Raw genomic sequence first — 22,812 nt, 5'->3', positions numbered from 1 at the left:
CCCCCCCCCGGCCCCCCCCCCCCCCGCCCCGCCGCGCCACCCCCCCCCCCCGCCACGATCGGTCACGACGTCAGAGCAGCCGCCACAAGTGGTCGTCCGTCCCGTTGTCATCGAACTGGACGACTTGCGCGCTGTCCGCCGTCGACATCCCGTCCACTCCGAGGACCTTGCCGCTGTTCTTGTTGCGGATCCGGTACCACCCGTCCCCGCTGTCGACGAGCGTCCACAGGTGGTCGGCGGTGCCGTTGTCCTCGTACTGGACGACGTGTGCGCTGTCCGCCGTGGACATCCCGTCGACCCCGAGGACCTTGCCGCTCTGGCCGTTACGGATCAGATGCCGGCCGTCGCCCTTGTCGACGAGCTGCCACGCGTGATCGCCCGTACCGGAGTTGGCGAACTGGACGACGCGGGCGCTGTTCTCCGTCGACATGCCGTCGACCGCCAGGACCTTCCCGCTGTGCTTGTTGGCGATGCGCCGGAACACGGGCTCAGGCGTCCATGCCCTGCCGTCGGGCGAGGCCTGGGGAAACGCCGTGATCCGCAGCCGGGCCGCGCCCATGGGTACGAGTGTCACGGTCTCGACGGGTGCGTCGCTGCGGGCCGGTCCGCTTTGCAGGGGCGCGACGACGTGCTCGTCGTCCGCGACCCACTCCTCGATGCGACGGGCGCGCGCGGTGATGTGCACCGGCGTCGTTCCGTGGGTGAACGGGTTGTCCCCGACCGGCCCGTCGTCGCGCCGGAACGAGAGCCCGGCGTCGGGCGACAGGCCGTAGTTCCAGGCGGAGGTCGCGTGCACCTCGTAGTGGGGGAACGTGTCGTCGCCCGCGTAGCGCTCGTACTGCTCGCCGATCTTCAGGGAGTAGGCGAGCGGTCCGTGGTCGACGCTGACGGCGTCATGGTTGTCGGGCCAGTGGCGTACGGAAGTGCGCTGCGGCAGGCGCAGCGTCACCACGTCCCCGTCGTGCCAGGTGCGCTCCACCTCGGCCCAGACCGGTCCGTCCCCGGCCGCCAGGCGCTTGCCGTTGACGAGGAGCTCGGGCCCGCGGCACCACCCCGGGATTCGCAACTGGAGCGGGAAACGCACCGGCTTCGGGGTGGAGAGCCTGAACTCGACGGTCTCGGTGAAGGGGTAACCGGTCTCCTCGACGATGGTCACCTCGGTGCCGCCGGCGACCCGCGTACGGACCGTGCAGGGGGCGTACATGGCGGCGGCGAGCCCGTCGCCGGGCGTCGCGAGCCACAGCTCCTCGTTGAAGTAGGGCCAGCCCATGCCGTAGTTGTGCGGGCAGCAGCGGTACTGGTCGACGCCGGGCTGCAAGGACTGCATGGCGAAGCCGTTCTGGAACTGCCCTTGTGTCTTCGGGGTGTTGTCCAGGTCGACGCTGTTGGCGCTGGTGACGTAGTGCAGGGACTTGCCCTGCGGGTCGAGTGCGGCGGGCAGCATGTTGAACGCGAGTTCCTCGCAGCGGTCTGCCCACACCGGGTCACCGGTGATGCGGGTGAGCAGTTCATGGCTGGCCATGAACTCGACGATGCCGCAGGTCTCGAAGCCCTGACGGGGGTCGCCGAAGCCGGGCCGGTAGTTCTCGTCGCCCGCCATGCCACCGCCGGGGAACTGGCCGTACGCACCCATCACGGCGTCGTAACCGCGGTAGGTGGCCCGGGTCAGCTCGGCCGAGCCGGTGAGCTGTGCGTACTGGGCCGGCTCACGGAATCCCTGGGCGATGTTCACGTTGTGGCGCGAGGGCGTGCCGCCTGTCCAGTCCGCCCCGAGGGTGTGCATCTTGCCTGCCAGATCGAGGAGGAACTTCTCCCCGGTACGGCGGTACAGCCACACCGCGATGTCGAGCCCGTCACCCCAACGGTACGAAACCCAGCTGGAGTTGAAGGCTCCTGCCCCCTGGGCGTTCATGAAACGCAGGAAGCGCGTGACGAACGGGACCACGCGCCGGTCGCGCGTGTACTCCTCGTAGGTCCGCAATGCCATCAGCAGCGGTAGGAACGGCCAGAAGTCCGGACCGCCGTTGAGCGAGGTGCGCAGCGCGCGCGGGCCGAAGAAGCCGTCGCTCTCCTGCGTGGCGAGGATCGCGTCGATCCACTCGCGCGAACGGGCCAGGGCGTGCTCGTCACCGGTGGCGACGGCGAGCGGGACGTAGCCGCGCAGCCAGTACGGCAGTTCCTCCCATGCGCCTCGCTCGGGGTGCACCCAGCCGGTGTTGTCGAAGTCCAGGAAGTGGGAGAGGTCCTCGTACCGGCCGCACAGCCCGTCGAGCTGGAGCTTCAGCTGCCCTGCGAGCCAGCCACGGGCTGTGACACTGCCGGAAGGCAGTTTCCGGAACGCGTCCGGGAGCAGCGTGCCGGCCGACGGGCGTGAAGCCGCCGCCGCGGACGTGGCGAACGGGCCGCCGAGCGCCGCGGCGCCCAGGCCCAGGGCGCCGGCACCGAGAAGAGCGCGTCTGCTGACAGGCATGCGGGTGCTCCTGTTCGGGGGGTACGGGGGAGGGGATGCGAAGGGCCGTGCTCGTGCAAGAAGGGCGAGCCGCGCCCGGTCCCCCCTCCGCCCCGACGGAGCGCGGAAGGGGGACCAGGCACATGTCAGACCGTGCTCAGCTGCCGGAGCAGCCGGCCACGGTCGCCTGCGAGGCGTCACGGATCAGCGCGTCCTGCGCCGCCTTCACCCGCTTCACATCCGGCTTGACGATCTTGCGGTCGTACGTCACCAGGCCGTTGAGCTCACCCTCGACGTCCGAGATCTGCGTGTACACGGCGCCGTTGCTGCCCTGGCAGGCCAGCTTGTGCACCTCGGCGAGCCGCGCGAGGTAGTCGTCCGTGTACTTCGCCGGGTCGACGTCCACGTACGACTGCTGCACCGCCCACGCGTGACCGGGCACCGCGAGGCCGAGGCCGCCGTACTCGCCGCTGACCAGGGCGCGCTTGCCGTCGGGATGCGGCGGCAGGGCCGGGCTCGGGTAGCCGTGCTCGTCCATGATGTCGCCGGTCCCGCCGTCCGCCCCGAGGTTGAGGCCCGACATGTTGTTGACCAGGCGCGTCGGGTCCCAGGCCTTCGCCTGCTCGGCGATGCGGCCCACGTCGTACTGGCCCCAGCCCTCGTTGAAGGTGACCCACATGACCACCGAGGGGTGGCTGCTGTGCTGGTCGATCATCGTCTTCATCTCGCGCTCGTACTCGGCGCGCGCGGCCGCGTCCGGCGCCGCGCTCATGGCCGGCATGTCCTGCCACACCATCAGACCCAGCTTGTCCGCCCAGTAGAACCAGCGGTCTGGCTCGACCTTGATGTGCTTGCGGACCGAGTTGAAGCCCATCTGCTTGTGCATCTTCAGGTCGTAGGCCAGCGCCTCGTCCGTCGGCGCGGTGTGCAGCCCGTCGGGCCAGAAGCCCTGGTCGAGCGTGGCCATCATGAAGACGGGCTTGCCGTTGAGGAGGGTGCGCGGCGTGCCGTTCACCTTCTCGACGGAGATGGAACGCATCCCGAAGTAGCTGCCGACGCTGTCCTTGCCGACGTTCACCTTGAGGTTGTAGAGGAACGGGTCGTCGGGCGACCACAGATGCGCCTTGTCGATCTTCAGGGTCAGCGGCGCGCCGGTGACCCCGCTCGCCGTGGCGACCCTGCGCTTGCCGTCGTACGCCGTCGCCGTGACCGGCACGCCGTCCCGTACGCCCTTGGCCTCGACGGTGGCCCTGCCTGCCTTGACGTCCGGTGTGATCTTGAGGTCGGCGGCGTGATCGGCCGCGACCGGCTCCATCCACACGGTCTGCCAGATGCCGGAGGAGGGGGTGTACCAGATGCCGCTCGGGTCGAGGCGCTGCTTGCCGACCGGCGGGTTCTCGCCGCCCTGCGCGTCCGTCGGGTCGTAGACGCCGACGATCAGCTCCTGGGTGCGCCCCGGCTTCAGCGCGTCCGTGATGTCGGCGCTGAACTTGTCGTAGCCGCCCTTGTGTTCGGCTACCTTGGTGCCGTTGACGTACACCTCGGACTGCCAGTCGACGGCGCCGAAGTTCAGCTGGAGGCGCTTGCCGTCACCGACCTTCCAGCCCGCGGGGACCTTGAAGGTGCGGCGGTACCACATGCGGTCCTCGTGGCGCTCGATGCCGGAGAGCTGCGACTCGACCGGGTAGGGCACGAGGATCTTCTCGCCGAGCTGCTGGCCGACCGGCGGCTTGTCACCGGACTTCGCCGCGGCGAACTGCCACTCGCCGTTGAGGTTCTGCCAGGCGTCCCGGGTGAGCTGCGGGCGCGGGTATTCGGGGTGGGCGTTCTTAGGCCCCACCTCGTCGGCCCACTTGGTACGCAGCTCGTACTCGGAGTCGTTCGGGCCGCTGCTCCAGAACTGGCCGACGGCCTTGTCACCGGTGCTGGTCAGCCCGCCCTTGCCGTCGTACGTGACATCGGCCTGGCCGGACGCGCCGCCGCCCTTCTTGCCCACGACCGGCTCCTTGAGCCCGACGAGCAGGGTGCGGGGATCGGCCGGGTCGGCCTTGATCGTGGAGAGCGGCCACTGGGCGCCGCCGATCACGGCCTGGAGGTGATCCGCGAGGCCGGCCGGCGGGGTCGCGAGGGACTGCGCGAAGTCGAGCTTGAGGGTACGGCCGTCCTTGAGGACGGTCGTGGATATCGCCCCGTCGTAGTCCCAGCCGTCGGGCAGTCGGAAGGCGGAGGAGGGAATCGCTTCCTTGCTCTCGCCCGGCTCGGTCCAGCGCAGATGGAGGTTCGAGCCGCCGAAGTGCTCGAAGTACTCGACCTTGATGTCGTACGCCTTGCCGGCCGTCAACTCGACGGGCTGGGAGGTCTGTTCCTTGTCCCAGTCGTCGACCCAGTGGTCGATGGCGAGCTTGCCGTCGACCCAGAGCCGGAAGCCGTTGTCGCCGGTGATGGAAAACGTTGTCGCGCCGGTCTTCTCCGGTACGACCTTGCCCGTCCAGCGCACACTGGCGTCGTCGGCCTGGCCGGTGGCCGTCCGCAGCCGCGGCTCGAGGGTGTCGAAGTCGAGTTTCGGGTCGAAGCCGGTGGCCTTGAGTTCGTGGAAGTCGAAGGCTCCGGAGGCGGACTGTGTGTAGTACTCGCCCTTCAGGCCGTGGGGTTCGACCGGGTCGTCGGCCGCTGTCGCCGACGGCGACACGGTGAGTGCCGCGAGGCCCAGTCCCGCGGCCAGCAGCATGGCCAGTCGGCCTCTGAGTCGTTTGGTGCGCACGAATCCTCCTTGACTGAGGAAGGGGGGCGGCTCGTCATCTGCGTCTGTACAACGTTGGAAGGAACGGGCAGTTGGCATGACAGCACGCCCTCAGGTGCGCTGTCCAGGGTCATGACAAGACGACCCCCGGTTGCCGCCGGGGGCCGGCCGGGATCAGCGCACGCCGCGCAGCAGCTTGCCCTCGGTCGAGAGATAGCCGGTTTGGTAGTCGTAGCGCGGGGCGGCGGCGAAGATGAGGTAGAGGTACTTCATGTTCTCGGCGAACCAGTACGCGGGAGTCAGGTCTCCGAGCGCCATCGGCGAGACGGTCACGTCCGACGCGATGGTGTAACCGCCGTCGACGCGCAGGTTCTTCATCCCCTGGAAGTACGTCCACGCGGTATCGCGCCACTCCTGCCGGCCGTTCAGCTGGAAGAGGTTGAACGCGGAGTTCACGTACTCCGGCCTGAGCTGATTGCCCTTCTGCGTCGCCGAGAAGTCGGTGTAGTCGATCTCCTCCGGCAGGACGGGATAGCGCTGCATGACCGCAGACCAGGACCGGTAGTAGGCCTCACCCTGCGGCAGGTCGCCGCTCATCGCGAGGAGGCCGCCGTAGAACGAGGCGAGCTCCGAGGCGCGGGTCCCCGTGGTCTTTCCGGTGTTCATGTCGGCCTGGCGGAACCACAGATGACCGTCGACGGTCACCGACTGGCGCCGCAGGATCGCGCGCGTGGTCTCGCGGTACCAGTTGAGCAGGTCCCGGTCACCGAACAGCTCCCAGCCGCCCCACAGGTACTCGTAGAACGAGTCCACCGGCGGGTTCGGAGCTGTGTCGGTCCCGTCGGCCCACTTCCCGGTCTCGACGTCGAGCGACGTACCGAGCAGGCCGAGCGGAGAGATCCGACGCATCGTCTCGCGATAGGCCTTCTTCGCTGCCTGGTAGTACTTCTGGTCGCCCGTCAGCTGGGACAGCACCCCGAACTCAAGGATGTTCGTGCCCACTTCGGCCAGCGGCGGCGTCTTCCCCGAGACGGCACCGGTACGCATGTTGACCTGCGTGTACGGGATGCCGGTCGGTGACTTCGTGAACGCCGGGAGCAGTCGGTCCGCCGCCTCGCGGGTCAGCTCCAGGAGCCTCGGCCTGCGGGTCACCAGATAGCCGGACAGCAGGCCGCCGACCACGCGGATGATCGCCTCGAAGACATGGAAGTCGCCGTCGATGTCCAGGTCGAGATGCTTCTCCAGGTAGTCGCAGCTCAACTTCAGCTCGTCGTCGAGCTCCATCACGTAGAGCGTGTCCAGCGCCTCGATCACCGACAGCGCGACGGGACGGCCCGGGACGAAGAACTCGCTGCTCGTGCCGGACACCGGCTTGACCTCGTCGTGCCCCCAGGCGGCCTTCTTGTAGCCGTTCCAGCCATGGAGGAACTCGGCGCGCACCTGGGCCGCCTTCGCGCGGTCCGCCGGAGGCAGATGGCGGCCGCCCGGACTTGCGGCGGGCCTCGTGGCGGCCCCGGCGAGCGGGGAGCCGAGCAGCCCGGAGGCCGCGGCGGTGGCGCCGAGCAGGGCGGAGCCGCGCAGGACACCGCGGCGGCTGAGGCTTCTCCTGCCGGAGGCGGAGGGAGAGGGGGAGGGGAAGGTCGAAGTCATGCGGGGATCTCGCCTTCTGCCCGACAGCCCACAGCTGCAGGGCAATTGATAACGTTGTCATCCTTCACGGGGGCGCGGTTGCCGAATGCGGAGGGGTCTCAGAGTGCTGACGGGTCGTCAGAGAAGGTAGCGCTCGGCGCTCTTGTTCACGGCCTCGACTCGCAGCCGCGCGGACCGCGGTGCGGAGGCGGTGCTTCACCACGTGTTCTTTACAACGTTATATGAGCTGGATGGTCCGGAGGCAAGAGTGCGGTCGTGCCCAATTCCGCCTGCCCTGCGAGGCTCTGACGGATGGGTGGACACGGTGCCGCACCCGTGTTGTCATGCTCCACGGCGCCGCAATCTTCTGATCGAGTGCAACCGGTCGCGTGACAACGATGTCATCTCTACTCTCCCAAGGAGCAGTGATCGCCGATGGTGTCCCGAAGAAGCCTTCTCCAGGCAAGCGGTGCGGCCCTCGCGGCGGGAGGGCTGGGTATGGGCCTGCCGAATCCGGCCGGTGCCGCCGAATCTGCTGCGCCCGCCCCCTCCTGCCGTCCTTCGGCCGCCCCACCCACCTCGACGTCGCGGATGTCAGCACTCTGGACGGCCACGACCAGCTGCTCCTGACGACCCTTCAAGGTGTCGTCAACCGCCGTCGCCCGCGCCTGTGCTTCAACTTCGACAGCGGCGACGTGGACCTGCGGTGGCTGCCTGGCACCGGCGCCACCGTTACCCGCCACGACCACGCGACCAGCCTCGTGCGCCGCTACCGCGACGACGTGCGCGGAGCGTCCTCTACGACCGGGCGTCCCCGACTCGGTGAACGTCGCCACGACCCTCGCGGGCCTGGAGAACGCCGTCGCCGCCACGGCGGACCGGGCCCGCGACCACGGCCTCGCCACCGTGGCCGACCTGCGCGGCCGGTTCGACGCCGATGACGTACTCGCCACGTACCGCTGGCAGTTGGATCATCTGTTCCCGCGCTGCACCCACACACTTCTGGCCGGGCTGCCGCCGACGAGGACCGTACGTGCCGACGGCGTGCAGTGGCGCGAGCTCGCCCGCGAGGCCGAGCGCGTGCGCGACTCGTCGAACCGGCAGGTGCGCACCTTCGACCTGAGCACGGAACTCACCGGCAAGGACGGCGTCTACCTCCGCTTCCAGGACTCCTACGGAGACGACGGCTGGGGCGCGTCGGTCGGCTCGGTCAAGGTGAAGGCGGACGGGCAGGTGGTCGCCTCCTTCGCGCCCGGCACGGACGCCGAGACCCCGTACCTCTTCGACGGCGTCAACTCCGCGATGGGCGGGGACGCCAACCGGTTCTGCGACGGCGGCGGTTACTTCATCTATCGGTTCACCGCGCCGGCAGGCACCCGGGAACTCGTAGCCGAGGTCGACGTGTGGAACCAGTACTTGGTCACCGCGACGACGACGGCACCCACGCGCGTCGAACCGTTCCCCTACGGGACTACGCGGTCGCGAGCCGCGCCATGGTCGTATGGCTGCCGCCGTCCGGCGGGACGGGCGAGCTCCTCGACGAGATCTTCAGCCGCGTCGAGCCCACCACCCCGTACGCCGGCTGGTTCTCCAACGACGTGGTGGGGGAGTGGGGTGGCGTCGACCGGGCCTCGCAGCACGGCATCGAGGTGGTGCCCGCCGACTTCTACATGAACGGCACCGTGCACGCCGGCGTCCCGGCGAAGGTCTCCGCCAAGATCCGTCCCCGGCAGAAGTCCACCCTCCGCAACCGCGTCTACCTCTCCCTCACGTTCGGGGAGGGCGACAACGTCCAGTACTGCCAGCGCCACATGCGTGATATCTGGGACGACCCGAAGCGTGGCGCCGTCCCCGTCAACTGGACGGTCAGCCCCCTGCTCGCCGACATCGGACCCGCGCTCCTTGCGTACTACCAGAAGACCGCCACCGGCAACGACCTGCTGATCGCGGGCCCCTCGGGCGCGGGCTACACCTATGCCGGGTCCTGGCCCGAGAAGGCCCTCGACGCGTACACGGCACTCACCGGACGCTTCCTGCGCCGCACCGGCCTGGATCTCGTCTACGCGTACAACCCCCGCAACGCGGCTGGCGACGGATGGGTCCCGTTCGACGAGCGTGTCGTCCGCTCCTACCGGGACCACACGCAGTTGCGCGGCATCATCCAGTCCTGGGAGACGGGGGATCTCCAGATCAGGCCCGCGGGGCTGCCGGTGATCGGCAACTTCTTCCCGCAGGGAAAGGCGGCCGAGTACCGGAACGGGCTGCTGAAGCACATCAAGGACTGGGACGGCGGCTCACCGCTGTTCGTCGCGGGTGCCGTGAACGCCTGGAGCTGGACCCCGAGCGATGTCGCGGAGCTCGGCGAACTGCTGGGGGACCCGTTCGAGTTCGTCCGTGGTGACACCTTCTTCGACCTGCTGAACCGTGCCGGAAGCCGGGAGGGCTGAGCGGTTGGGAGCTCCTCGGCGGGCCGGCTACGCCGCCTCGTAGCGGTGGGCCCTGCCGCCGCGCCACTTCACCCACGCCGCGTCGTCGAGCAGCATCTCCGCGTCCGGCAGTCCGGCCCGGTGCAGGAACTCGACGACTTCCATGTCGGAGTGCGCGAGGCCGAGTATCTGTCCGCGCGCCGTCACCCTGCGCCCACTCGTGGGCGAGGGGCGGTACACGACTATCGGCGCGACGTCCACAAGTACAGGGTCATCCGAATGCTGGGCGCGTGCATCCGGTGGCCAGGCGTTTTTGCTGGAAGATAGAGACAGAGCCCCGCTCGGCCCACCCCCCCCGGCCGGGCGGGGCTCGCTCTGTGTGTGCAGGCTCCCCCAGTGGTTCTTCGCCGACGGCATCACGCACCCCTCTTGCTATTGCAAGTAATGTGCAACAAGCTGTTCCGGTCCTTACTGCCTGCCCCAGGACGCGGAGCCACGACATGCCCGTCATGCCCCAGCTGATGCCCGAAGCGGGACCCCGACGCGTCATCGCCGCATCGAACTTCGTCAACACGGTCGGCAGCGGCCTCTACCTGACCGCCGGAGTCCTGTACTTCACCCAGGACGTCCGCCTCCCCGCGACGCAGGTGGGACTCGGACTCGGTGTCGCCGGCTTCGCCTCGCTCGCCACGGGCATAGCCGCGGGCCACCTCGCGGACAGGCGCGGGGCGCGCGGCGTCTACGCGGCGACCATCGTCGTGCAGGCGCTGGCGACGGGGGGCTTCGCCCTGGTGGGCAGCTTCTGGCCGTTCGTCCTGGCGGTCTGTGCCGCGACCGGGGCACAAGCGGCGGGACGGGCCGCGCGCAGCCCTCTCATCAGGCACTTCGGCGGGGACCGGCCGCAAGAGTTCCGCGCCTACCTCCGGGCCGTCACCAACATCGGCATCTCCCTCGGCGCACTGCTGGCGGGCTGGGCCCTCCAGGTGGGTACCCACACCGCGTACCAGCTCCTGGTCATCGGCAACGCGGTCGCCTTCGGTGCCTCCGCGGCCATCCTGCTCTTCCTGCCGCCGGTCGCTCCGGAACCCGCGGCCGCCGGCCCTCGCTGGATCGCGCTGCGGGACCGGCCCTACCTCCTCCTCACGGCACTGGACGGCATCATGGCGATCCAGTTCAAGGTGCTCACCGTGGCCATTCCTCTGTGGCTGGTCGTCGCCACGAGCGCACCGCACTGGCTCATCTCGGGCACGATGCTCGTCAACACCGTCATCGTCATCGCCCTTCAGGTGCGGGCCGGCCGCACCATCAACTCCCCGGCGGCGGGTGGCGGCGCGTACCGGCGGGCAGGCGTGGTCTTCCTCGTCTCCTGTTCGCTGATCTCGCTGTCCGCGGGCGTCCCGGCATGGGCCGCCGTGACGCTCCTCATGGCCGCGGTGGTGGTCCACACGGTCGGCGAACTGTGGCACTCCGCCGCGGGGTTCGAGGTGTCCTTCGCCCTCGCCCCCGAACGGGCCACCGGCCAGTACCTCGGCGTGTTCGGTCTCGGTGCGGGCCTGGCGGACGCGCTCGGTCCCAGTCTGCTGATCGCGCTCTGCATCACGTGGGGCCGGCCCGGCTGGTACGTCGTCGGCGCCTTGTTCGCCGTCACCGGCCTGGCGGCCCCCTTCGCCGTCCGCTGGGCTCAACGGCCTGTGCCCGCACGGGAGATGTCTCTCGAGGCGGTGCGGCCTGTTTCTCAGGTCTGAAATGCGACCGGGCCGCCTCGTCTGAATTGCGACCGAGTAAGGGTGAGTTCCTCAAGGCCTGACGCGCAGAGCTCAGCCCCCGCACGGTCGGGCTGCCCGACAGCGGTGGGCCGCGGCGCGTGGCGGGACTGCGCAGGGAAGAGGTCGCGCAGCTGGCCTCGATCAGCACCGACTACTACACCCGCCTTGAGCAGGGGCGCATTCAGGCGTCGGCGCCCGTCCTCGGCACGCTGGCGCGCGTCCTGCACTTCGACGACGATCAGCGCGACTACCTGTTCGGGCCGGCGGGGAAGAGCCCCGGTCGGTCCCGGAAGCGCCACGAGGCAGAAGCGCTGGTCACGGATTTCGGCCGGATCCCGGAAAGCAGCGCAATTACGTCCGGATCATTTTCACCGACCCGGCCATGAGGGCCTGGTACGCGGACTGGGAGACGGTCGCGCGTACCAGTGTTGCCCGGCTGCGCACGGAAGCCGCCAAGTATCCCGACGATCCGCGGCTGACGGCTCTGGTCGGTGAACTGTCGCCTCGGAACCGGCGCGCTGACGGGCGCCCGCCACCGGGTCAGTCCAGCACTCCGAGCACCCCGTCGGGTTTGCAGTGCGGGCAGGCCGGCACCTGTTCCCACAGCGCGCGGCGCGCTTGGTCGTCCGTGACGCCTCGCGACCGTTTGCCCGCCATGTGGCAGCCGCCGACGTGCACGTACACAGGGGCGCGTCCGCCGAGCCCCATCTCGATCAGCCAGTCGGGGGCCGGTGGCCGGTCCCGTTCGCCGCGCTGCTTCTCGGCTTCCTGCCGCTCCGCCTCCGCGATCTTGCGGCGCACTCTGCCCAGGGACAGCACGAGCCATGTCTCCAGTGTGCGGAGCCTTGGCAGGTCGGGCGGCAGTTCGGACATGTGTTCGAGTCTACGACGCTTTCCGGCCAGGCGGTGCGCTCGTCAAATGGCCCAAGCGCAAGGCCATGAATTGCCCCACGGGGATGGGCCGCAATGCGCGTACCGTCCATGACATGCCGAACCTGCTGCCGCCCGCCGGCCCTCAACGCACCCTCGCCCTGGCCCAGTTGAGCAACTCGCTCGGTGACGGCGCCTACTACGTCACCTCGGCGCTCTACTTCACTCACGTCGTCGGCCTCGCGCCCGCCAGGATCGGCCTCGGCCTCACCGTCGCCTGGGCGGTCGGCTCGGTCGTCGGGGTGCCGCTCGGCAGGATCGCGGACCGCCGGGGCCCGCGCGGAACGGCGGTCCTGCTCGCCCTCGCGACCGGCGCCGCGGTCGGCTCCTTCCTGGCTGTACGCGATTTCCTCCCCTTCCTCGTGGCCGCCTGCCTCTACGCGAGCGCTCAGTCGGGACTCGCGGCCGCACGCCAGGCGCTGCTCGCCGGTCTCGTGGCCAAGGAGGACCGCACAGGCGCGCTCGCCCACCTGCAGTCGACACTCAACGCGGGTCTGGCGGTGGGCGCGGCGCTCGGCGGCCTCGCACTGTCCGCCGGGACGAGGTCGGCGTATCTCACGGTCTTCGCGATCGACGCCCTGAGCTTCGTCCTCTGCGCGCTCGTCCTGCTGCGGCTCCCAGCCGTCGCACCGGCACCAGCCGTCCGGGGAGCAAAGCTCGAAGTGCTGAGGGACCGGCCCTATGCCGCCGTGACGCTCCTCAACACCGTCCTTCTCCTTCGGATGCCGCTGCTCAGCCTCGGGCTCCCGCTGTGGATCAACGAGCGTACCGACGCCCCCACATGGCTCGTCTCCGCGCTCTTCATCCTCAACACCGGCGCCGTGATGCTCTTCCAGGTCCGCACGGCCCGCTCGGTCTCCGGCCTCTCCACGGCGGCCCGCGCCATCCGGCGGTCGGGCGTGCTCATGCTGCTGGCCTGCGGTGTCTTCGCCGCCTCGGCCGCCGGCTCGGTCTGGGTGGCGGTCGCCGCCCTGGTCGGTGGGTCGGTGCTCCTGGTCGCCGCCGAGATGCTCCAGTCGGCCGGATCCTGGCAGCTCGGCTTCGACCTCGCCCCGGCCGGACGCATCGGCGAGTACCAGGGCTTCTTCGGTACGGGCGTCACTGTGGCCCGCACACTGGGCCCGCTGCTGCTCACCGCGCTGCTGCTGGGGATGGGCACGACCGGATGGCTGCTGCTCGGCGGCCTGGTACTGGCGGCGTCGTACGCGCTGGGGCCGGTGGCGCGGTGGGCGGCGAAAACGCGCCAAGATCCGGCGCCCGCACGGATCGCGGCCTCGACGGTGTGACCTCGATGCTGCCCACGGGTAGGCCCACGTCGTCCGACGTGGCCAAGCGTGACCGGCGCTCCGTCACCGAACAGCCTCCCGAAAGGAGACCGGCCCACCATGACCGAACTCGACTCGCCGATCCCGCGGTTCCACCTGGCCGTGCCCGTGGACGACCTGTCCGCCGCCCGGCACTTCTACGGCGAGGTGCTCGGCCTTGAGCAGGGCCGCAGCGCCGACACATGGGTGGACTGGAATCTCCACGGCCACCAGTTCGTCACCCACCTCGCGCCCACCCGCGCCCAGCACGTCCACAACCCTGTCGACGGACACGACGTGCCCGTACCGCACTTCGGCCTGATCCTCGCGATCCCCGCGTTTCAGGAGTTCGCCGAGCGGCTCCGTGCCGCGGACACGAAGTTCGTCATCGAGCCCTACGTACGCTTCGCGGGCGAGCCCGGCGAGCAGTGGACGATGTTCCTGCTCGACCCGGCGGGCAATGCTCTGGAGTTCAAGGCGTTCGCCGACGACTCGCAGGTCTTCGCCACCTGAGAGCGCTATGCGTCTGGGCCGTCACCCGCCTTCGCCTTCACGTCCGCTTCGACGTCGTTCCTGGCGAGGCCCTCGTCCTTGGCGTACTCGGTGACGGCCTCCTGGACATCGCGGGCCAGGTCGCGCCACGCACGCCAGGCCGTCTCGTACGTCTGGGTCTGGGACTCGCTCCGCGGCTCGAGCCCTGGTGGTCCGTAGCCGTCCCGCAGTCTCAGGACCTCGTGGTGTGCCGCGTTCGCGGCCTGCTGTCTCTCGACGAGTTCGTCGAAGGTGTGTGCCACGCAGCGGATCCTAGGTCGCAGTCAGGGCGAATCCGGGTCAGCGCTCGCGCGGGTGACACGAATGCCGGAGGGGTGTGAGCGAAACGGGTCAGGGGCGGCGCCGTCCGGCGCCGCCCCTGACACATCCGGCGAGGACCCTCAGGACTGGGGGCGCTTGCCGTGGTTCGCGGCGTGCTTGCGGCGGGCCTTCTTCTTGCGGCGTCGCTTCGAGGACATTGCTACCTCCGGGTGTCGCTGTTCTTCGGTCCTGCCTGGATGAGCGGGCCCACCCAGACGATCATCCGGCCGCCTACCCAAGGGCGCGACCGGTAATGACGTGGCCCATGCCACCACTCGGGCCCCCGATCAGCCGGGCGGCGCGCCGCTGCGGCGATCCGCGCTGCCGGCTGCCCTCTCCTCTTCCCCGCAGGTGTTCCCTAAGGTGCGTATGGATTTGCCTAAAGGTATTAGGCAACTGCATAATCACTTTCGTTGATTGGGGTGAAGGTAATGGCGCGAGTAGGGCTGAGCAGGGAACGCCTGATCCGGGCGGGCGCCGAGCTGGCCGACGAGGTCGGGTTCGACAAGGTGACCGTCTCGGCGCTCGCGAGGCAGTTCGACGTCAAGGTCGCGAGCCTGTACTCGCACCTGAAGAACTCCCAGGAACTCAAGACCGGGATCGCGCTGCTCGCCCTGGAGGAACTGGCCGACCGGGGAGCGGCGGCGCTCGCCGGGCGCGCGGGCAAAGACGCCCTCGCCGCCTTCGCGAACGTCTACCGCGACTACGCCAGGGAACACCCCGGGCGCTACGCAGCAGCCCAGTTGCGGCTCGACCCGGAGACAGCGGCCGCCAGCGCCGGCGTCAGGCATGCGCAGATGACGCGGGCGATCCTGCGAGGCTACGACCTCACGGAGCCGGACCAGACCCACGCGGTCCGACTCCTGGGCAGCGTCTTCCACGGCTACGTCAGTCTGGAGATGCAGGGAGGGTTCAGCCACAGCGCACCCGACTCGCAGGAGAGCTGGTCGCGGATCCTCGACTCCCTCGACGCCACGCTGCGGAACTGGCCCGCATCCTGACCGCGGCCCCGCGCCGACCGCGGACGCATCGGCGACGGTGGAACGGCTCCAGCCACTCAGACATATTGATCAACAGGTTGAGGCAATGCACATGAACGACAACTGGACCACTGCTCCCATCACCACGGACCTCGTGCGTGGCGCGTACGAGTTGGAGCGGACCGAGCACGGTGTGCTCCCGCACCGGCTGCCCGCGCGGGCCCGCGCACAGTACTCCGACGCGCAACTGGCCATGGCGGAGGCCCAGGCCTCCGGCGTACGGCTGGTGTTCCGCACCCGGGCCACCGTCATCGAACTGGACGCGCTCCGCACCAAGATGGCCTACAAGGGCGCTCCGCCCCGCCCCGACGGCGTGTACGACCTGCTGGTCGACGGCCGCCTGGCCGCGCAGGCCGGTGTCACCGGCGGCAACGTCCAGATGATGGACATGACCACCGGCACCAGGGAGACCCGTCCCGGCCCCGCCGGTACCGTGCGGTTCACCGGGCTGCCCGACCGCATCAAGAACGTCGAGATCTGGCTGCCGTACAACGAGATCACCGAGCTGGTCGCCCTGCGAGCCGACGCCCCGGTCGAGTCCGCGCCTGACAGCGGGCGCAAGGTGTGGCTGCATCACGGCAGTTCGATCAGTCACGGCTCGGATGCCGCGAGCCCCAGCACGACCTGGCCGGCGCTGGCCGCCGCCCTCGGTGGCGTGGAGCTGATGAATCTCGGTCTGGGCGGCAGCGCCCTGCTCGACCCGTTCACCGCGCGTGCCCTGCGGGACACCCCCGCGGACTTGATCAGCGTCAAGATCGGCATCAACATCGTCAATGCCGACCTGATGCGCCTGCGCGCGTTCACTCCGGCGGTGCACGGCTTCCTCGACACGATCCGTGAGGGACACCCGACCGCACCGCTGCTGGTCGTGTCGCCGATCTACTGCGCCATCCACGAGGACACTCCTGGCCCCAGTGTCCCGGACTTCAGCAACCTCAGTGCGGGCAGGCTCCAGTTCATGGCCGCCGGCGACCCGGCGGAGCGGACGGCGGGGAAGCTGACGCTCAACGTCATCCGGGACGAGCTGGCGCGCGTCGTGAAGCAGCGGGCGGCGGAGGATCCGAACCTGTACTACCTCGACGGCCGCGACCTCTACGGCGAGGCGGACTTCGCCGAGCTGCCGCTGCCCGACCAGCTCCACCCGGACGCCGCCACCCACCGGCGCATGGGCGACCGCTTCAACGCCCTGGCCTTCGGCGCGGACGGGCCGCTCGCCTTCCCGGCGGGCGACCGTCCCTGAGTCTCACCCCTGCCGACGGGGGAGTGGCGTCACCCCTGGCGCGCGGAGCCGAGCCTCTGTTCCGCCAGGCGCATCGCGACGCGCACCGCCGCGACCGCGCCGGCGGACAGGGCGACGGCGAACCCCGTCATCGTCGCCTCGACGCTCGTGTGCCGGATGATCACGCTGAGCAGGATCGCGGGCAGTCCCATGCCCAGATAGGCGATCGTGAAGAAGACGGCGAGAACGCCCGCCCGTGACGCGGGCACCGCGAGGGCGCCGTCGCCACGGCCACGCCCGTCGGCCGAGCGCGGCGCTGGAAGCGCTGCTTCAGCATGTGGAGCGACTGCTGTAGGCGGCGGCGAGAGGGCCTGCGGCCTGTGACTAAGCTGGGCACTCGCTGAGGGGGCGATGTGACAGCTGCACGAATGATCATTGTGGTCGCGGTGACCTGGGTTGTTCTGACGGTGCTGTTCCTGGCACCGTCGGCGCTTCCGGCCTCGTGGCAGTACTACATCTACTCGCCTGCGAGCGTCGGCCTGTGGATGCTCGCCATGCTGTTCGGACCCGTGATCACGGTCTTCCTGAAGTGGAAGTGGATCAGGCACGGCTGACCGGGCCGGCGACATTTCAGCCATCGCGTCGGCGGGCGGTTGATACAGCAATTCCACAACCCATGCCCATGGTTTGACGGTCCGTATGCATAATGCTCGGCATGAAGAAGTTGATCTCCGCGGCCCGGGCCCGGTCGGCTCGGACGCGTCCGTGTCCGTACCCGGACCCCTGACCAGGGGCTGACCGAATCTGGCCGGACAATCGGCGAGCCACGGGGGGCTCGCGACTCTCTTAGACGTGGAGACAGTTAATCGATGCGCCCCCGGACGCTGTTGCGGGCCTTGCTGACCGAGCGGGGCTGCGGCCACTTCGCTACGTTCGAAGAAGAGTTCACCCGGTCCGCCCAGCTCGCAGCCGCGAAGCTGAACCGCCCCGACCTGGCGACGGTGACCGCCTCCCAGGCCACCTGGAAGCGCTGGCTCTCCGGCGACCAGATACCCCGCAGTGACGCCGGCGCCGTCCTCGAGTTCATGCTCGGCGTCGATGTCGAGACGCTGCTGCGGCCCGCGGTGGAGCGCGGCGTCGTACTGCCGCAGATCGCACCCAGCGCCGCGCGGGACGCGGCGCGGCTCCTGAACGCCATGTTCGACACGTCCTACCTGGACCCCATGGGCCGGGCCTCCGGCATGGAGGGCGTGTGGCACCTGGACGGCCAGCGGTTCTTCGACGGAACCTCCGTCGCCGTCCAGCTCTACGAGGCCGCCGAGCAGGACGGCCGCGTGGTCATCGAAGCCCACCACCACGCGCACGTACGGGCCTTCACGCGGGCCACCCGCCGCGCGCTGCTCCTCGGCACACTCGGCGACGACGGCCTGTACGCCATCGACGCCGCCCACGCCCGCCGTCAATTAGCGGTCACCGCCGACACGCTGCCGATCTCGACCCCGTACAAGATCGACGACCTCACCTACGGGTTGCTGTGGGCGATGCTGAACCTGGACGACAGCCTGCTGGCCAACGACCATGTGCTGCACGCCGAACAGCAGACCCTGGAACCCCTGTGGGCGCAGCGGCGTTCGGCGGTCGCGCGGTCCGCCGTGCCGGATCTCACCAATGTCGGCAGCGCCTGGCTCGGCATGTACTTCTGTGCCGAGCACATCATCCGGCGCCTCGACGAGGGCAGCTCGCCGCCGGTCTTCTGGAGCCCGGTGCGGACGGGGGAGGAAGCCGCGGTGTGGCTGTTCTTCGCGTCGTGGACGCAGTTCCGTCATGCGCTCCAGGAGCGCCTCGCCGACGGTGGAGCCGCGCCGGAGCGGGTGTTCTGCATCCCGGCGACGGACGCCGGGGCGAGCCAGCGCTACGAGCGGATCCTGCTGTGGCTGGCCGTGGCCATGATGGAACGCGACGGGCAGACGATCTCGGTGTGCGCCGAGCCGGAGTACAAGCGCATCGACGGCTTCGTACTCGTGCCCGGACGCCGTGTCATCTCCGCCAACTGGCTCGGCTCCGAAGGCATCTGGCACGTCGACACCACCGACAGCCTGGCCGATGTCAGCGCCTACGCCCAGGTCGTCGACCACGCCCGCAGCCAGAGCGTCACCAAGGGCGACAGCTCGGAGGAGCGGCTGCGGTCGCTCGCCCACCATCTCGACCTCGACTGGAGCTGGCTGGTGCGGCGCTGCCGCGAGCTGGGCGCGTACGGCATCGCGGGGATGCTGCGCCCGCGCAGCCGCCTCATCTCCGTCGAGGAACTCGAACGAGTACTGCGCTTCGCGGGCGAGTTCGACGACTGAGGGTGACGGTGAGGTCGGGGACCGGGCCCGCGATCGGGCCCGGTCTGGCCGCCGGGGCAGGCAGGGTCGTTTGCGGGTCGTTGGGGGGTGTGACCCGGGCCTGGGGGAGTGGCGCCGCACCCGGCTACCCGGCGGTAGGGGCGCCGGGCGGGCGCCGATCTCACACCTGGAAGAGGGAAACGACCCCGGAACGACCCTGGTTTCCCGTAGCTCCGCCCGGGCCGGACCGACAGAGTTGATGTTCGTCGCGAAGGCCGTTTTGCCACGCGACAGCCACCCTGGACAAGATGCACGCGAGTCACAACGAGCCTCCACCACAAGGAGGTTCGGACGACCGCGGGCGCGGCCGACACGTACAAGGACGTCGGCGCGCCGGCGCTGCCCCCCGCTCGTCTTGAGGACGCCTATGTCTCACTACTCGTCGGACGCCACCGCATCCGGCGCCCACCGCAGCGGCCGGAGAGCCGGCAAGGCCGCTCCGGCCGACCTGAGGACCGAGCGTGGCCTGCGCCGACGCACGACGATGCTCGGCATGGCCCCCGCCGGAACAGTGGCCGTCCTCGCGGGCGGAGCGTTCGCCGTCTCCGCGGCGGGGGCCTCCGGACCGCTGGTGTGGGGCGCGGGGGTCTCGGCCGGGGTGTGCTGTGCGGCGGTCCTCGCCGTCGCACGGCGGGCCGCGCACAGCACCGCTGACACGCTCACCCGGCAGCGTGCCGAGAACGACGCGGCGGTCGGCGAGTGGATCAAGCATCTGACGTCGCTCGCGGCCGAAGGGCACCAGAGCGTCGCCCGGACCGCGGAGCAACTGCGCAGCGGCGACCGCCCCGACGCCCCCGCGCCCGTCCCCGAGACGGCCGCGACACACGCGTTCGGCGCGCTGGAGCAGCACCTGCGGCACTTCCAGCACACGGCGCAGAGCGCTGTGATCCACGCGGGCACGCGCCAGCAGGTGGACGCCTTCGTCAACATCGCCCGGCGGCTGCAGCTCCTCGTGACGCGCGCGCTGAAGCAACTCGACGACGCCGAGCGGGTCGTCGAGGACCCCGAGCACCTCGACCGGCTCTACACCATCGACCACCTCGTCACCCGTGTGCACCGCGCGGTGGAGAGCCTCGCGGTCCTCGGCGGAGCCGTGCCCCGCCACTTCAGCTCCCCGGTCCCGCTCGCCACGGTGCTGCGCCAGGCCGTCGCGGAGATCGAGCACTACCCCCGCGTCCGCGTGCTGCCGCCGCCGTCCGGCTACGAGGTCCTCGGCCACTCCGCCGTCGAGATCATCCACCTCATCGCCGAACTCGCCGAGAACGCCACCAAGTTCTCGCCGCCCCACACGCAGGTGATGATCCGCGCCCAGATGGCCGCGTCCGGCATGGTCGTGGAGATCGAGGACCGCGGCCTAGGCATGCCCGCCGAGGTGCGGGACGAGATGAACCGCCTCCTCGCCCAGCCCGAACTCTTCGACGTCGACCAGCAGTTGCAGGACGGCCGCACCGGTCTGTTCGTGGTCGCGAAGATAGCCAGGCGGCGCGGGCTCGCCGTACAGCTCCAGGAGAACCTCTACGGAGGTGTCCAGGCGGTCCTGATCCTGTCGCACTCGGTGCTCAACGAGTCCCGCGCCGGGCAGAAGACGGCGGCGCACAAGCCCGCGGCTCCGACGGCCCCCGCCGAGCCGGAGCCGGCCCGCGCGCCCGCCCCGGTCGCGAGCCGCCGGGCGCAGCCGCTGCCCGCAGCCGTGGACCCCGCACGGCCGCACGCACCCCGGGAGGCCACGGCCGTGACCACGCAGCCGCCCCTTCCCCAGCGGCAGGTGCCCGCCGCCCCCGCCGCCGCCGCGCCGACCGAGGACCCCACAGGGCGACCGGTGCTGGCCCAGCGGAACAAGGAACGCCGCTCACACATCTCCCCCCAACTGCGCGAGCAGGGGCCGGCCGCCGACCACGGCGACGGCGAGTCGATCGACGCAGGCCTGCTCGCCCGCTTCACCGCGGGACTGCAGCGGGCCGAGCAGGACGACGGGGCCACCTCCGGATCCCCGGTGGCACCCACTCAGCGCTATGACTCCCAGGAGTACCGATGACCCAGCCATCATTCGACCAGGACCTGGACTGGCTGCTCGCCGACCTCGCCGCCAGGGTGCCCGCCGTGACGGGCGCGGTCCTGGCCTCCAGCGACGGCGTGATGCGGCACAGCCACGGTCTCGGCTACGACGACGCGGACCGGCTGAGCGCGATCACCACCGGCATGTGCTCGCTCGGTGGCGGTCTCGGCACCATCCAGCGCGCCTTCGGCGGGGTCGAGCAGGTCATCGTGCAGGGCGAGGGCGGCTATCTGTTCGTCTCCCGGGCCGGCGTCAACGGCGTACTCGGTGTGCTGACCGACAAGAGCGCGGACGTCGGAGTGGTCGGCTACGAGATCGCGATGCTCGTGAAGAGCGTCAGAGGCCACCTCGGCACGCCCGCGCGCACCGCACCGGGGCCCTCCGGCGCTCTGGTCGACTAACGGTGCCGGACTTCACCGACGAGCCCTGGCTGGCCGAGGACACCGCTCAGCTGCGGCTCTACGCGCTGACCGGCGGCCGCACCCGCCCGGCCCGTGCCCTGGGACTCGTGTCCCGGGTACGGGCTGCCCCCGGCCTCGCCCCCTCGACCGTGGACAGGCTCGGCCCCGAGAGCGCCCAGGTGCTCGAACTGTGCGGCCGGGAACCGCGGTCGGTCGCCGAGATCGCCGGCCGGCTGGGGGTCCCCGTACAGGTCACCAAGATCCTTCTGTCCGATCTGCTCGACTCCCACGTACTCGTTCCCGCGCTTCCCCCGCGAGAGGCGGACGGAAGCGACCCACTCCTCCTGGAGGCGGCACTTGAAGGCCTTCGAAGCCTCTGACGACATCCCACTGACCGCGCTGAAGATACTCATCGCCGGCGGGTTCGGCGTGGGCAAGACGACCATGGTCGCCACGGTCAGCGAGATCGAACCGCTGACCACGGAGGAGATCCTCACCACGGCCAGCGCGGCCACCGACAGCCTGGTCGGCGTGGAGAACAAGACCACCACGACCGTGAGCATGGACTTCGGCCGCATCACCCTGTGGCGCCAGCAGTTGCAGCTCCTGCTGTTCGGTACCCCCGGTCAGGACCGCTTCTGGTTCATGTGGGACGACCTCGCCCTCGGCTCCATCGGCGCGGTCGTCCTCGCCGACACCCGCCGCCTGGACGACTGCTTCAGCGCCGTCGAGTTCTTCGAGGACCGCGGCGTGCCCTTCGTCGTGGCCGTGAACGAGTTCGACACCGCCCACCGCTACACGGCGGAGGAGGTGCAGTCCGCGATCGAGCTGAACCCCGACGTCCCCGTCATCATGTTCGACGCGCGCGCCCCGTTCTCCACCCAGCAGGTCCTGATCAGGCTCGTCGAGTACGCGCTCACGCTGTCGCTGCGCTCCGCGCCGGCGTCCGAGCCCGCACTCGAGCCGCCCGCCCCCACCCCTTCGCCTTCGTTGCCCTCCTCCGCCGCCTCCTCCTTCGACGGGAACCCGCACCGTGCCCTTTGACGCAGAGACGGGGCTGCACATCGCAGCCCCCGACACCGAACTCGACGCGCGCGTCGGACGCCTCGCCCAGCTCGGCCTGGGCGACGCGGCCGCCGACCTCGACGCCCTCGCCTCGGAACTCGCCGAGGCGGCGGGCACGCCGTACGCGATGGTCAACCTCATCACCGACCAGCAGTTCTTCGCCGGACTGCACACGCCGCAGGGCCTGCCCAACACCCTTGGCCCGCACGACGCGGCGGGCGGGCCCGAGGTCGGCCGCGTGATGGCCCGCGACCACGGCTACTGCCCCGAGGTCATCAGCCGTCGCATCCCGCTCGTCCTGCCCGACGTGTACGCGGCGCCCCGGTTCGCCGGCAACCCGGTGGTCGACGAACTGGGCATCCGCGTGTACCTCGGGGCGCCGCTCATCGACGAGGAGACCGGCATCGCGCTCGGCACCGTCTGCGCGGTGGGCACCGAACCCCGCGCCCTGGCGACGGCGCGTGGCTCCCTCGACCTGATCAAGAGGTTCCGCGACCAGGCCATGGTGCGCATCTACGAGCGTGCCGGGCAGCCCCGCCTCTGACGTC

At 70.1% G+C, this 22,812-nt stretch carries 21 protein-coding genes and 2 pseudogenes; 16 read left to right on the top strand and 7 right to left on the bottom strand.

Translation table 11 applies throughout. The annotated features are described in order from the left end of the window. Positions 1–70 precede the first annotated feature (70 nt). From ACWFR4_RS32670 to ACWFR4_RS32660, 3 genes are all read right to left on the bottom strand, one after another. Positions 71–2,470, bottom strand: a complete 2,400-nt coding sequence (locus ACWFR4_RS32670) for a beta-L-arabinofuranosidase domain-containing protein (RefSeq protein WP_453655737.1) — start codon at positions 2,468–2,470, stop codon at positions 71–73. Positions 2,471–2,606: 136 nt separating this feature from the next. After that, positions 2,607–5,210 (bottom strand): PA14 domain-containing protein, encoded by a 2,604-nt coding sequence (locus ACWFR4_RS32665; RefSeq protein WP_453655736.1) that lies wholly within the window; start codon positions 5,208–5,210, stop codon positions 2,607–2,609. 153 nt (positions 5,211–5,363) lie between these two features. After that, positions 5,364–6,839, bottom strand: coding sequence for a glycoside hydrolase family 47 protein (locus ACWFR4_RS32660; protein WP_453655735.1), 1,476 nt, complete (start codon positions 6,837–6,839; stop codon positions 5,364–5,366). A 414-nt stretch (positions 6,840–7,253) separates the two neighbouring features. Here ACWFR4_RS32660 and ACWFR4_RS32655 point away from each other — a divergent pair, with 414 nt between their 5' ends. From ACWFR4_RS32655 to ACWFR4_RS32645, 3 genes and pseudogenes are all read left to right on the top strand, one after another. Continuing rightward, entirely contained in the window at positions 7,254–7,448 is a 195-nt protein-coding gene (locus ACWFR4_RS32655) for a twin-arginine translocation signal domain-containing protein (protein WP_453655734.1), read from the top strand. A 12-nt stretch (positions 7,449–7,460) separates the two neighbouring features. Next, a pseudogene (locus ACWFR4_RS32650) lies at positions 7,461–7,748 on the top strand (hypothetical protein); the annotation flags it as partial. 473 nt (positions 7,749–8,221) lie between these two features. Further along, positions 8,222–9,265 (top strand): hypothetical protein, encoded by a 1,044-nt coding sequence (locus tag ACWFR4_RS32645; RefSeq protein ID WP_453655733.1) that lies wholly within the window; start codon positions 8,222–8,224, stop codon positions 9,263–9,265. Between the two features lie 27 nt (positions 9,266–9,292). Here ACWFR4_RS32645 and ACWFR4_RS32640 read toward each other — a convergent pair whose 3' ends face one another. After that, positions 9,293–9,505, bottom strand: coding sequence for a hypothetical protein (locus ACWFR4_RS32640; RefSeq protein WP_453655732.1), 213 nt, complete (start codon positions 9,503–9,505; stop codon positions 9,293–9,295). 239 nt (positions 9,506–9,744) lie between these two features. Here ACWFR4_RS32640 and ACWFR4_RS32635 point away from each other — a divergent pair, with 239 nt between their 5' ends. Both ACWFR4_RS32635 and ACWFR4_RS32630 read left to right on the top strand, forming a co-directional pair. Beyond that, positions 9,745–10,989 carry an MFS transporter gene (locus ACWFR4_RS32635; RefSeq protein WP_453655731.1) on the top strand — a complete coding sequence of 415 codons (1,245 nt, stop codon included), beginning with the start codon at positions 9,745–9,747 and terminating at the stop codon, positions 10,987–10,989. A gap of 26 nt (positions 10,990–11,015) precedes the next feature. Then, positions 11,016–11,521 (top strand): annotated as a pseudogene (locus ACWFR4_RS32630) (helix-turn-helix domain-containing protein); the annotation flags it as partial. 29 nt (positions 11,522–11,550) lie between these two features. On the opposite strand, the gene ACWFR4_RS32625 reads toward ACWFR4_RS32630, so the two are convergent. Next, positions 11,551–11,883 carry a DUF6233 domain-containing protein gene (locus tag ACWFR4_RS32625; protein WP_453655730.1) on the bottom strand — a complete coding sequence of 111 codons (333 nt, stop codon included), beginning with the start codon at positions 11,881–11,883 and terminating at the stop codon, positions 11,551–11,553. Between the two features lie 113 nt (positions 11,884–11,996). Here ACWFR4_RS32625 and ACWFR4_RS32620 point away from each other — a divergent pair, with 113 nt between their 5' ends. Together ACWFR4_RS32620 and ACWFR4_RS32615 are read left to right on the top strand one after the other, a co-directional pair. Then, entirely contained in the window at positions 11,997–13,226 is a 1,230-nt protein-coding gene (locus ACWFR4_RS32620) for an MFS transporter (RefSeq protein WP_453655729.1), read from the top strand. A gap of 99 nt (positions 13,227–13,325) precedes the next feature. Beyond that, positions 13,326–13,757 carry a VOC family protein gene (locus tag ACWFR4_RS32615; protein WP_453467429.1) on the top strand — a complete coding sequence of 144 codons (432 nt, stop codon included), beginning with the start codon at positions 13,326–13,328 and terminating at the stop codon, positions 13,755–13,757. Between the two features lie 5 nt (positions 13,758–13,762). Here ACWFR4_RS32615 and ACWFR4_RS32610 read toward each other — a convergent pair whose 3' ends face one another. Next, positions 13,763–14,038: a hypothetical protein gene (locus ACWFR4_RS32610; protein WP_453655728.1), complete on the bottom strand. Its 276-nt coding sequence runs from the start codon at positions 14,036–14,038 to the stop codon at positions 13,763–13,765. A 489-nt stretch (positions 14,039–14,527) separates the two neighbouring features. Between ACWFR4_RS32610 and ACWFR4_RS32605 the strand changes: the two genes are divergently transcribed. Further along, positions 14,528–15,097: a TetR/AcrR family transcriptional regulator gene (locus tag ACWFR4_RS32605; RefSeq protein WP_453469529.1), complete on the top strand. Its 570-nt coding sequence runs from the start codon at positions 14,528–14,530 to the stop codon at positions 15,095–15,097. 85 nt (positions 15,098–15,182) lie between these two features. Then, a complete protein-coding gene (locus tag ACWFR4_RS32600) occupies positions 15,183–16,376 on the top strand; it encodes a GDSL-type esterase/lipase family protein (RefSeq protein WP_453655727.1) in 1,194 nt (397 codons plus the stop codon). A 29-nt stretch (positions 16,377–16,405) separates the two neighbouring features. On the opposite strand, the gene ACWFR4_RS32595 is transcribed toward ACWFR4_RS32600, so the two are convergent. After that, positions 16,406–16,624 (bottom strand): hypothetical protein, encoded by a 219-nt coding sequence (locus ACWFR4_RS32595; RefSeq protein WP_453655726.1) that lies wholly within the window; start codon positions 16,622–16,624, stop codon positions 16,406–16,408. A gap of 144 nt (positions 16,625–16,768) precedes the next feature. Here ACWFR4_RS32595 and ACWFR4_RS32590 point away from each other — a divergent pair, with 144 nt between their 5' ends. The 7 genes from ACWFR4_RS32590 (at position 16,769) to ACWFR4_RS32560 (ending at position 22,808) form a co-directional block, all read left to right on the top strand. Further along, the gene (locus ACWFR4_RS32590) at positions 16,769–16,969 is read left to right on the top strand and encodes a hypothetical protein (RefSeq protein ID WP_453470033.1); all 201 of its coding nucleotides are present in this window, start codon (positions 16,769–16,771) and stop codon (positions 16,967–16,969) included. A gap of 255 nt (positions 16,970–17,224) precedes the next feature. After that, on the top strand, positions 17,225–18,703 hold the full coding sequence (locus ACWFR4_RS32585) for a hypothetical protein (protein WP_453655725.1): 1,479 nt from the start codon (positions 17,225–17,227) through the stop codon (positions 18,701–18,703). A gap of 406 nt (positions 18,704–19,109) precedes the next feature. After that, positions 19,110–20,777, top strand: a complete 1,668-nt coding sequence (locus ACWFR4_RS32580; protein WP_453655724.1) for a sensor histidine kinase — start codon at positions 19,110–19,112, stop codon at positions 20,775–20,777. Beyond that, a complete protein-coding gene (locus ACWFR4_RS32575) occupies positions 20,774–21,199 on the top strand; it encodes a roadblock/LC7 domain-containing protein (protein WP_266568696.1) in 426 nt (141 codons plus the stop codon). The genes ACWFR4_RS32580 and ACWFR4_RS32575 overlap by 4 nt, the downstream gene beginning before the upstream one ends. Before the next feature lie 2 nt (positions 21,200–21,201). Then, positions 21,202–21,579 carry a DUF742 domain-containing protein gene (locus tag ACWFR4_RS32570; protein ID WP_116500782.1) on the top strand — a complete coding sequence of 126 codons (378 nt, stop codon included), beginning with the start codon at positions 21,202–21,204 and terminating at the stop codon, positions 21,577–21,579. Continuing rightward, positions 21,557–22,243, top strand: coding sequence for a GTP-binding protein (locus ACWFR4_RS32565; protein WP_453655723.1), 687 nt, complete (start codon positions 21,557–21,559; stop codon positions 22,241–22,243). Before ACWFR4_RS32570 ends, ACWFR4_RS32565 begins: the two co-directional genes overlap by 23 nt. After that, complete coding sequence (locus ACWFR4_RS32560; RefSeq protein WP_453468269.1) at positions 22,233–22,808, top strand: GAF domain-containing protein; 576 nt, start codon at positions 22,233–22,235, stop codon at positions 22,806–22,808. Before ACWFR4_RS32565 ends, ACWFR4_RS32560 begins: the two co-directional genes overlap by 11 nt. Positions 22,809–22,812 lie beyond the last annotated feature (4 nt).

Source organism: Streptomyces sp. NPDC055140, assembly GCF_053607285.1.
The sequence above is the reverse complement of the archived record's forward strand: the minus strand, read 5'-3'. Positions and strand labels throughout refer to the sequence as shown.

What these genes read in the sequence shown, in the direction of transcription:
- ACWFR4_RS32625 (WP_453655730.1), bottom strand. Translation starts at nt 11,883, where the DNA reads ATGTCCGAACTGCCGCCCGACCTGCCAAGGCTCCGCACACTGGAGACA.
- ACWFR4_RS32635 (WP_453655731.1), top strand. Translation starts at nt 9,745, where the DNA reads ATGCCCGTCATGCCCCAGCTGATGCCCGAAGCGGGACCCCGACGCGTC.
- ACWFR4_RS32670 (WP_453655737.1), bottom strand. Translation starts at nt 2,470, where the DNA reads ATGCCTGTCAGCAGACGCGCTCTTCTCGGTGCCGGCGCCCTGGGCCTG.
- ACWFR4_RS32605 (WP_453469529.1), top strand. Translation starts at nt 14,528, where the DNA reads ATGGCGCGAGTAGGGCTGAGCAGGGAACGCCTGATCCGGGCGGGCGCC.
- ACWFR4_RS32600 (WP_453655727.1), top strand. Translation starts at nt 15,183, where the DNA reads ATGCACATGAACGACAACTGGACCACTGCTCCCATCACCACGGACCTC.
- ACWFR4_RS32660 (WP_453655735.1), bottom strand. Translation starts at nt 6,839, where the DNA reads ATGACTTCGACCTTCCCCTCCCCCTCTCCCTCCGCCTCCGGCAGGAGA.
- ACWFR4_RS32655 (WP_453655734.1), top strand. Translation starts at nt 7,254, where the DNA reads ATGGTGTCCCGAAGAAGCCTTCTCCAGGCAAGCGGTGCGGCCCTCGCG.
- ACWFR4_RS32580 (WP_453655724.1), top strand. Translation starts at nt 19,110, where the DNA reads ATGTCTCACTACTCGTCGGACGCCACCGCATCCGGCGCCCACCGCAGC.
- ACWFR4_RS32575 (WP_266568696.1), top strand. Translation starts at nt 20,774, where the DNA reads ATGACCCAGCCATCATTCGACCAGGACCTGGACTGGCTGCTCGCCGAC.
- ACWFR4_RS32615 (WP_453467429.1), top strand. Translation starts at nt 13,326, where the DNA reads ATGACCGAACTCGACTCGCCGATCCCGCGGTTCCACCTGGCCGTGCCC.
- ACWFR4_RS32620 (WP_453655729.1), top strand. Translation starts at nt 11,997, where the DNA reads ATGCCGAACCTGCTGCCGCCCGCCGGCCCTCAACGCACCCTCGCCCTG.
- ACWFR4_RS32585 (WP_453655725.1), top strand. Translation starts at nt 17,225, where the DNA reads ATGCGCCCCCGGACGCTGTTGCGGGCCTTGCTGACCGAGCGGGGCTGC.